Here is an 8,070-nt window from a genome sequence, read left to right as displayed (position 1 = left end):
AAAAGACACACATTCCCTGGGGCGCGTGGTCTACACCGCGGGGGGCCGGGACGTCGCCCCGCCCCCTGGCGTTGACGGCTACTGCTGCCTGTAGCGGTGGGTCAGTGCTGGCCGTGGCCGCCGTCACTACGACGGCGTTGGAGCGTGAACTTCTCGAAGACCGACAGCTCACCTGTGGGCGTGATGATGTTGTAGTAGGTGACGTGGATGCGGGTCATGTCACCGGGGTGACGGCCCGGGTCGACGGCGAACTCGGCGAAGCCGTACGGATGTTCCGCGTCGCGGACGCCGATCCAGACCGCCGTCTCCTTCTCCTTGACCGAGTTGAACTTGCCGACGTGCTCCATCTGGACGTATGCCGAGTGATGCCCGTGACCGTCGGCGTCGTCGGTGGTGAAGCTGTTGTTGGTGATGCCGGACACGCCGCCCCCGCCGAGGACCATGTGCGTCGTGCCGTGCTCACTTTCGATCACGTCGAGTGCGGTCTGGCTCGGGTTGGGTGTCAGGGTGACGCTGCCGGGGACGACGCCGCGCACCGCCAACGAGCGCTCGTAGTCGTGCTCGTGGCCGCAGACCACCAGGTCGACGCCGTACTTGTCGAACAGCGGGCCGTACGCCGCACGCAGCGCGACATCGGGGCCGTTCGCGGCGGTCGCCGAGCTGATCATCACCTGGTGCATGCAGATGACGATCCAGTCGATGTCCTTCGAAGCCCGTGCCGACTTGAGCTCCTTCTCCAGCCAGGCGAGCTGCCGGCCACCGGAGTAGCCGTTGATGTAGATGTCGCCGCCCTCCTGCAGGGCGATGTCGTCGTTCTGCAGGGAGATCACCTTCACCGAGCCGACGGTGAAGGAGTACCAGAGGTTGTCGAGTTCGGGCTGGGTCTCGGTCGAGGGCAGCTCGAAGTAGGTCTGGTACGCGTCGAGACCGAGCTTGCCGTTGCCCAGCTCGATCTCATGGTTGCCCGCGGCCGGCATCCACGGACGGAATCGCGCCGAGCGGCTGTTGTTGGTGAGGAAGTCGTGCCAGACGCGGATGCGGTCGGGCCCGGTGTTGGCGTAGCAGAGGTCACCGTTGAGGAGGTGGAACAGCGGGCCGACCTTCTCGATGCCGGTGACGATGTCGGCGGCGGCGGGCGTGGCGTTGGGCTCGAAGTCCCGGCCCGAGGCGTCCGCCGGGTTCGCTCCGGTCTTCCAGGTCACACTGGGCGTACCCTGGTCGCCGAAGCTGGTGAAGGTGAACGGAGCTCGGCCGGACGGCGCCGTGTGGAAGGTGCCGGCGTCGGGGGTGGCGCCGTCGTGCTGGGCCGCATACAGGTAGTCGGTGTCGGCCTTGAGCTTGCTGATCAGCGCGTGATGGACCCAGACGGTCCGCCCGGACTTGCCGTCCGCGTAGGTCTTCGTCGTCGCGTGCACCGTGGAGCCGAAGCCGCCACTCAGCGTGCCGTACACGACCCGGGGGTTCTTGACGTCCGCGTCGGTGACCCACGAGACGACCATCTGGCTGCGCGGGTCGGCGCCGAAGGTCAGGTGCAGGCCCTGGACGGGGGTGGTGGCCGAGCCGGTGGTGAGACCGGTGACCTCCGACTTCGCCGGGACCGCCTCGGCAGTTCCGGCGCCGAGGACCAGTGGCCCGGCGGCGGCGCCGGACACCGTCGCGCCGAACATGCCGAGCGCGTTGCGACGAGAGATTCTGGTTTGCTTGGATTCTTCGGACATTCCAGGGGCCTTTCGCGTCGTCGGGTGCAGTCGCACACCGACCGGGCAGCAGCGCTCCGAACCTGACAGCGGGCTCCGTCAGGTCAGCGGTGCACGCACTCACGGACGCTAGGAAGCACGGTCGACCGGAGCGGTGAGACAGGTATGAACGCCAGATGGCGGTCACCGCAACGGACGGCAATTCCCGGCGGCCCGGCTACTGCCTTGGACCGGTTGGGGTGTTCGGGCGCGCTCCCGTCAATCGTGATGAGGCCGACGCCGCAAGGCCCGCGCGCCATCTCGTCGGTACAGGGTCTCCGCGACGGTTCGATGTCCCGGTGCGGGACGTCACGTCGGACGGCCGCGTGAAGCTCAACCCGCGATCGCTGCGGCGGCACCGGTACGAAACAGGCAGTCCGCGACGGCATCATCAAGGTCAACCCCGCCCGGGTGACCGGCCGGCAGAAGCTCTACCAGCAGGCCGAGGACGAACTCCTCGGCCCACGGACGCATCCCCAGCGCCGTCCTGCGCGACACGACACACCGGGACGACGTGGTCACCGAGCTCGGCTACGAGCACCTGCGCCGCCACGATCTCCGGCACACCGGACTGACCTGGTTCGCCGACGCCGGAGCCCAGGTACACGTCCTCCGCCGGGGCGGCGCTCTCCGCACACCTGAGCGTGCCGCGCGCACCTCGCTCACTGCCGGGCCCGATCGTCGTGACCCGCTGGCCCCGGTCAAGGGTGCCAGTCCCCAACCGGTCCCCAACCGGTCCCCAAGAATGCTCAAGGGCCGGTTTCGGACACCTCCGAAACCGGCCCTGACCTGCGACTGTCTCCAGTCGGGACGACAGGATTTGAACCTGCGACCCCTTGACCCCCAGTCAAGTGCGCTACCAAGCTGCGCCACGTCCCGCTGCGCTCGCTCGCGGTGACCCGCGTGATCGCGCGAACAGCACCTTACCCCACGTCCCTGGGAGGGCAGAAAGAGGACGGGCGGCGGCGGAGGGACAATCGGTCGCATGGGAGACACGGGAACAGGGGCACGGGACCGGGACACCGAGGGGCGGGCGCGCAGCGCCCGGCCGCGCGACGGGCTGGGGCGGCCGCTGCCGTACGGCACACCGGGCGTCGAGCGACAGCCCGAGGGGGTCGTACGGACCCCGGAGGAGACGGTCGCCGAGGCTCAGGCGCTGCTGGACGCCGGGAAGCCCTTCCATGCGCACGAGGTGTTCGAGGACGCCTGGAAGTCGGGGCCCGAGGCGGAGCGGACGCTGTGGCGGGGGCTCGCGCAGCTGGCGGTGGGGCTCACGCACGCGGCCCGTGGGAACGTGACCGGCGGGGCACGGCTGCTGCGGCGCGGCGCGGGTGCGGTGGAGGAGTGGGCGGCCGGGGGCGAGGGGTCACGGCCGTACGGGATGGACGTCGACGGGCTCGCGCGGTGGGCGCGGGAGCTGGCCGGGCGGGTGGAGGGCGGCGCCGGGAGCGTCGGTACGAAGGTCGACGCGAAGGGTGAGGCGCCCCGGCTGCGCGGGTCCCGGTAGCACCGGGGTGACCCGCTGTCGGTGGCATGCGGCAGACTCGGGGACGTGCGAAAGATTCATGTCATCGGTATCGGCGCGGGCGACCCCGACCAGCTCACCCTCCAGGCGGTCCGGGCGCTGAAGGGCACGGACGTGTTCTTCCTCCTCGACAAGGGCGAGGTCAAGAGCGACCTGACACAGCTGCGCCGGGACATGCTCGACACGCACATACCGGACGGCGGCTACCGGCTGGTCGAGGCGCGGGACCCGGAGCGGGACCGGGCCGCGGGCGGCGGGGCGTACTCGCCGGCCGTCGGCGACTGGCGCACCGCCCGCGCGGACATCTACGAGCGGCTGATCCGCGAGGAGCTGGGCGCGGAGCAGACCGGCGCCTTCCTGGTGTGGGGCGATCCGTCGCTGTACGACAGCACGTTGGCGATCCTGGAGGAGGTGCTCGCCCGGGGCACGGTGCGGTTCGGGTACGACGTGGTGCCCGGGATCAGCAGCGTCTCGGCGCTGGCGGCCCGCCACCGTACGGGGCTGAACCGGGTGGCCCGGCCGGTGCAGATCACCACCGGCCGGCGGCTCGCCGAGGGGCTGCCGGACGGGGTGGACGACGTGGTGGTGATGCTCGACGCGCACCAGGCCTTCCGCCGGTACGCGGGCGAGGACATCGACATCTACTGGGGCGCGTACCTCGGCACCCCGGACGAGATCCTGGTCTCCGGTCCGATCGCCGAGGCCGCCCCGCGCATCGAGCGGCTGCGGGCCGAGGCACGCGAGCGCAAGGGCTGGATCATGGACACGTATCTGCTGCGCCGCCACCCGGAGGTTCCGAAGGAGGGCTGAGCGGTCGGGCGATGCAGGGCACCGGCGCCGGCGGGCTGATGGTGACCGCGATGGCGCTGATCGCCGACGTCATCCCGCTGCGGGAGCGCGGGCAAGTACCAGGGCGCGATCGGTGCGGTGTTCGGCGTGGCCACGGTCGTCGGGCCGCTGCTCGGCGGGCTGTTCACCGACCACCTGTCGTGGCGCTGGGCGTTCTACGTCAACGTGCCCGTCGCGATCGTCGTGGTGGCCGCGGCCGCCCGCACCATCCCGGTGGTGAAGTCGGCGGCGAAGCCGGTCATCGACTACCTGGGCATCGCGCTGGTCGCGGTCGGCGCGAGCTCGCTCATCCTGGCGACGAGCTGGGGCGGCAACCAGTACCCGTGGGCTCGGGCACCGTCGTCGGTCTGTTCGTCGGCGGCGCGGTGGCGCTGGCGCTGTTCTGCTGGGTGGAGACCGGGCACGGGAACCGATGCTGCCGATGCGGCTGTTCGGCAACCCGGTCTTCACGGTCTGCTCGATCCTCAGCTTCGTCGTCGGCTTCGCCATGCTCGGCGCGATGACCTATCTGCCGAGCTATCTCCAGTACGTCGACGGCGACTCGGCGACGATCTCGGGCGTGCGGACCCTGCCGATGGTGATCGATGCTGACGATCGCCGTGCAGAACACCGTCGACTACGCCGACCTGGCCACCGCGACCTCGGGCGTCACCTTCTTCCGCACGCTGGGCAGTTCGTTCGGTACGGTCGTCTTCGGCACCATCTACACCAACGCGCTGAAGCCGAACCTGGCGGACGGGATCGCCGCCGCCGACAGGGCGAGCGCGCTGGGCCCGGCGGTCATCGGCAAGGCGGCCACCAGCCCCGAAGGGCTCCACCGGCTGCCCGCGGCCGCCGCCGAGCCGATCATCCAGGCGTACGCCGACACCATCCACACCGTGTTCCTGTGGACCGTTCCGGTCGCGGCCGTCGGGTTCGTGGCGGCCCTGTTCCTCAAGCAGGTCCAGCTGCGGGACAGCGCCCGGCTCGGCTCCACCGACATGGGCGAGGGCTTCGCCTCGCCGCACGGACCGGACTCGCAGCGGGTGCTGGAGGCGGCCGTCGCGAAGATCATCGGCCGGGCGGACCTGGAGACCGCGCGCCGGATCATCGGCGAGTCCGGCACCCGGCTGGACGTGGCCGGCGCCTGGGCCGTGACGCAGGTCGAACTGCACACCCGGCTGGTCGGCCACGGCAACCTCGGCCTGATCGCCGCCCGCCGCCGGGTGCCCCCGGAGGTCCTGCTGCCCGTCTTCGACCGCATGGTCCACGAGGGCTGCCTCACCCGTACCGGCTCCTTCCTGTCCCTCACCGAGGCCGGCGACCACGAGGCCCGGGTCCTCGGGGAGGCGTGGGGCAGCTGGCTGAAGGACCGCGTCCAGCAGGACCTGGGCCGCCCCTCGGACGCCGACCTGCGGGCCGTCGTCGACACCATCGGCAAACGGCTGCTGGTCGAGGACCTGGCCGACGGGCTGTCCGAACAGACGCCGGACCTGGCGCCCGCCACCAGGACGGTCTGACGCCCGGGGCGGTCACGCGGGGCCGAGCCCCAGCCGTTCCAGTACGCCGGCGACGTCCGGCACCGCCGTCACGCCGTCCGGCAGCGGGGGCCGCCGTACGACGACCACGGGCAGCGCCAGCTCCCGTGCGGCCGTGAGTTTGGCGGCCGTGGCCGCTCCCCCGCTGTCCTTCGTGACCAGGACGTCGATCAGTTTCCCCTGCAGCAGTGCGGTCTCGTCGGCGACGGTGAACGGCCCGCGTGCCAGCAGCACTTCGGTGTGCCGGGGCATGGGGGGTTCGGGGGGCTCCACGGAGCGAACGACGAAGTGCCGGTCGCTCAGGTGGGCGAAGGCGGACAGGCCCAGGCGGCCGGTGGTGAGGAGGACGCGGGGGCCGAAGCGGGACAGGGCGGCGGCCGCCGCGGGCAGGGACGGGACCGGGTGCCAGTCGTCGCCGGGGCGCGGCCGCCAGCCGGGGCGGCGCAGGACGACGGAGGGGATGCCGGTGGCCCGGGCGGCGCCCGCCGCGTTGGCGGTGATCGTCTCGGCGAACGGGTGGGTGGCGTCCACCAGCGCGTCAACGCGGTGTTCGCGCAGCCAGCCGGCGAGGCCGGCCGCCCCGCCGAACCCGCCGATCCGCACCTCGCCGACCAACGAGCCCGGCCGTGCGACCCGGCCCGCGAGCGAGGTCGTGACACGGACTCCGGGACACCCCGACAACTCGGTGGCCAGCCGGCGGGCCTCGGCGGTACCGCCGAGGATCAGGACGTGCGGGGACATGGGGCGAGGGTACGGGGTCCTTCGCAGGGGGCGAGGCCGTGGGGCGGGCGACCGGCCGACGCCGTGACGCGCGACGGCCGCCCGGCCAGATCGCCGGGCGGCCGTCGTGGGACGCGACCTCCGTCAGCCCTGGCGGGCCTTGAAGCGGGGGTCCTTCTTGTTGATCACGTAGACCACGCCGCGTCGGCGGACCACCTGGGCGCCGGGCTTGGCCTTCAGTGAGCGCAGGGACTTGCGCACCTTCATGGTTCTGTTCTCCTCGGGTCGGTCACCGGGCCGGGTCAGCCGCGGGCGGCGGCGGAGCGGCCGTAACGGCGCTCGAAACGCTCCACTCGGCCGGCGCTGTCCAGGACCCGCGCCTTGCCGGTGTAGAAGGGGTGCGACGCGGACGAGATCTCCACGTCGATCAGCGGGTAGGTGTTGCCGTCCTCCCACTCGATCGTCCGGGACGAGTCGGCGGTCGAGCGGGTCAGGAACGCCGCGTCCGCGGCGCGGTCCCGGAAGACCACGAGCCGGGACGCGGGATGAATGCGGGCCTTCATGGGGTTTCCTCTCTGGGTCGTCGGTGCGTTCGGCTTCAGCGCTCTTCGCGGAAGTCGACGTGCGCGCCGGCCACCGGGTCGTACTTGCGCAGGACCAGCCGGTCGGGGTTGTTCCGGCGGTTCTTGCGGGTCACGTAGGTGACGCCGGTCCCGGCCGTCGACTTCAGCTTGACGACGGGACGCGCGGTGCTGCGTGCCATGAGGTCCTCCTTTCGCCCACACCCGGGATCTTTGATCCGGGCATGTCATTCACGACCTGTCCAACAACGCCCCCCCACCGTCGCATTCCCGGGTTGCCGGACCGGTCAGCGCAGGAGGAGCTGGAGGCCGCCGACGATCGTCGCCGCGATGACCAGCTGCTCGAACAGCCGCTGGTTGATCCGGTGCACGGCCCACTTGCCGATGAACGCGCCGGGGACGACGAACGCGACGAGCGCGGCGTCGAGGAGCAGCGAGTGGCCGTCGATCAGGCCGAGGCCGGCGCTGAAGGGGACCTTGGAGACGTTCACGATCAGGAAGAAGAACGCCGAGGTGCCCAGGAAGCCGAGTTTCCGGAAGCCGGCCGACAGCAGGTACATCGACATCACCGGGCCGCCCGCGTTGGCGACCATCGTGGTGAAGCCGCCGAGCACGCCGTACGAACCGGCCTTCACCCGGCCCGCCCGGGTGGTGACCGCGTCCGGGTCGTCGGGGAGGTCGGCCGTGCGGCGCCGCCACAACGTGACCCCGGCCATCAGCAGCAGGATCGCGCCGATCGAGGTCCGTACGACGCCGTCGTCGGCCCAGACCAGGAACAGCGTGCCGATCACCACGCCGGCCGCGACCGCCGGGAACAGCCGCCACAGCGTTGGCCAGTGGGCGTGCCTGCGGTAGGTCGCCACGGCCAGCACGTCGCCCGCGATGAGCAGCGGGAGCAGGACACCGGTGGAGGCGCGGGCCGGGAGGACCGCGGCGAAGATGGCGAGGCTGACGGTGTTGGCCCCGCTGACGGCGGTCTTGGAGAAGCCGACGAGCAGGGCGGCGAGTGCCAGGGCGGCGAACTCCCAGCCGGATATGTGCCAGAGCGTCATCGTGTTCATGCGGGGACCGATGTTATGTCCGGACAACCCGATGGTGTAAGTAGCGTATCGCTGGTCGGTCCCGGCGCCCGGCCGCGCAGG

Annotated in this window: 9 protein-coding genes, 1 tRNA gene and 1 pseudogene; 3 read left to right on the top strand and 8 right to left on the bottom strand. The window is 71.4% G+C overall.

The features are described from left to right. Positions 1-101 precede the first annotated feature (101 nt). The 3 genes from ACFWPQ_RS51660 to ACFWPQ_RS51650 form a co-directional block, all read right to left on the bottom strand. Positions 102-1,667 carry a purple acid phosphatase family protein gene (locus ACFWPQ_RS51660; protein ID WP_384052105.1) on the bottom strand — a complete coding sequence of 522 codons (1,566 nt, stop codon included), beginning with the start codon at positions 1,665-1,667 and terminating at the stop codon, positions 102-104. A 402-nt stretch (positions 1,668-2,069) separates the two neighbouring features. Then, entirely contained in the window at positions 2,070-2,258 is a 189-nt protein-coding gene (locus ACFWPQ_RS51655; RefSeq protein ID WP_384052104.1) for a hypothetical protein, read from the bottom strand. Positions 2,259-2,541: 283 nt separating this feature from the next. Further along, positions 2,542-2,615, bottom strand: a tRNA-Pro gene (locus ACFWPQ_RS51650). A 106-nt stretch (positions 2,616-2,721) separates the two neighbouring features. Here ACFWPQ_RS51650 and ACFWPQ_RS51645 point away from each other — a divergent pair. From ACFWPQ_RS51645 to ACFWPQ_RS51635, 3 genes and pseudogenes are all read left to right on the top strand, one after another. Continuing rightward, positions 2,722-3,243: a DUF309 domain-containing protein gene (locus ACFWPQ_RS51645; protein WP_384052102.1), complete on the top strand. Its 522-nt coding sequence runs from the start codon at positions 2,722-2,724 to the stop codon at positions 3,241-3,243. 45 nt (positions 3,244-3,288) lie between these two features. After that, complete coding sequence (cobF, locus tag ACFWPQ_RS51640) at positions 3,289-4,071, top strand: precorrin-6A synthase (deacetylating) (RefSeq protein WP_384052100.1); 783 nt, start codon at positions 3,289-3,291, stop codon at positions 4,069-4,071. Between the two features lie 5 nt (positions 4,072-4,076). Continuing rightward, positions 4,077-5,609, top strand: a pseudogene (locus tag ACFWPQ_RS51635) (MFS transporter); the annotation flags it as partial. Between the two features lie 12 nt (positions 5,610-5,621). Here ACFWPQ_RS51635 and ACFWPQ_RS51630 read toward each other — a convergent pair. From ACFWPQ_RS51630 to ACFWPQ_RS51610, 5 genes are all read right to left on the bottom strand, one after another. Next, entirely contained in the window at positions 5,622-6,368 is a 747-nt protein-coding gene (locus ACFWPQ_RS51630) for a cobalt-precorrin-6A reductase (protein ID WP_384052098.1), read from the bottom strand. 123 nt (positions 6,369-6,491) lie between these two features. Further along, complete coding sequence (ykgO, locus tag ACFWPQ_RS51625; RefSeq protein WP_046728129.1) at positions 6,492-6,614, bottom strand: type B 50S ribosomal protein L36; 123 nt, start codon at positions 6,612-6,614, stop codon at positions 6,492-6,494. 35 nt (positions 6,615-6,649) lie between these two features. Then, positions 6,650-6,910, bottom strand: coding sequence for a type B 50S ribosomal protein L31 (locus ACFWPQ_RS51620; protein WP_384052096.1), 261 nt, complete (start codon positions 6,908-6,910; stop codon positions 6,650-6,652). Between the two features lie 35 nt (positions 6,911-6,945). After that, positions 6,946-7,110 carry a 50S ribosomal protein L33 gene (gene rpmG / locus ACFWPQ_RS51615; protein ID WP_181808961.1) on the bottom strand — a complete coding sequence of 55 codons (165 nt, stop codon included), beginning with the start codon at positions 7,108-7,110 and terminating at the stop codon, positions 6,946-6,948. 105 nt (positions 7,111-7,215) lie between these two features. Beyond that, complete coding sequence (locus ACFWPQ_RS51610; RefSeq protein WP_384052094.1) at positions 7,216-7,989, bottom strand: sulfite exporter TauE/SafE family protein; 774 nt, start codon at positions 7,987-7,989, stop codon at positions 7,216-7,218. Between the last annotated feature and the right edge of the window lie 81 nt (positions 7,990-8,070).

It is taken from the genome of Streptomyces sp. NPDC058464 (assembly GCF_042721035.1).
Lineage (GTDB): Bacteria > Actinomycetota > Actinomycetes > Streptomycetales > Streptomycetaceae > Streptomyces.
Note: the sequence above shows the minus strand (reverse complement) of the source record. Positions and strands in the feature narration are given on the sequence as shown.